Raw genomic sequence first — 486 nt, 5'->3', positions numbered from 1 at the left:
TGAGTTAATTGGTTTAAGGGCAGATATAGTATTGTCAGAACGGCATATAACCATAGGAAAAATGATTGAAATAATTGGCTATAACAATTGTTTAACTTTAGAGCAGGAGAATGTAATCCCTAATGATCCGAATTATGGACTTAAATGGGTAGTTAGAATATTTCACGATGTGGATTGTCCTATCAAGGAATATGAATCTGAGGAATTATGTGATGCGCTTTGGAAAGCTATTAAAGAGGTGTTATAGTTGCATGAGTACGCGGAGATTAAGGCATATAAACACACTGAAAAAGGTACGGAGCTTAGAATTATTATTCCTAAGAAGGAGCTAGGGGACTATCTAAAGAGATTCAGCAAAGGTGGAATAGTACAAGCAGAATTGAGATTAGATGATGGAAGAACCATATCGGCAGACCAAAGGAAGAAAATCTATGCAACCATTAAGGATATAAGCCTACATACAGGACATATGCCAGAAGAACTCAA

The 486-nt window shown here is 36.2% G+C and carries 2 protein-coding genes; both read left to right on the top strand.

Annotated elements, in window-relative coordinates:
• On the top strand, window positions 1-247 hold a 247-nt coding region (locus tag RCF13_RS07990; protein WP_308141058.1), incomplete at its 5' end, for a hypothetical protein.
• On the top strand, window positions 248-486 hold a 239-nt coding region (locus RCF13_RS07985), incomplete at its 3' end, for a putative HNHc nuclease (protein ID WP_308141057.1).

It is taken from the genome of Stenotrophomonas maltophilia group sp. RNC7 (assembly GCF_030910085.1).
GTDB classification, from domain to species: Bacteria; Pseudomonadota; Gammaproteobacteria; order Xanthomonadales; family Xanthomonadaceae; genus Stenotrophomonas; species Stenotrophomonas sepilia.
This window is presented reverse-complemented; position numbering and strand designations above follow the sequence as displayed.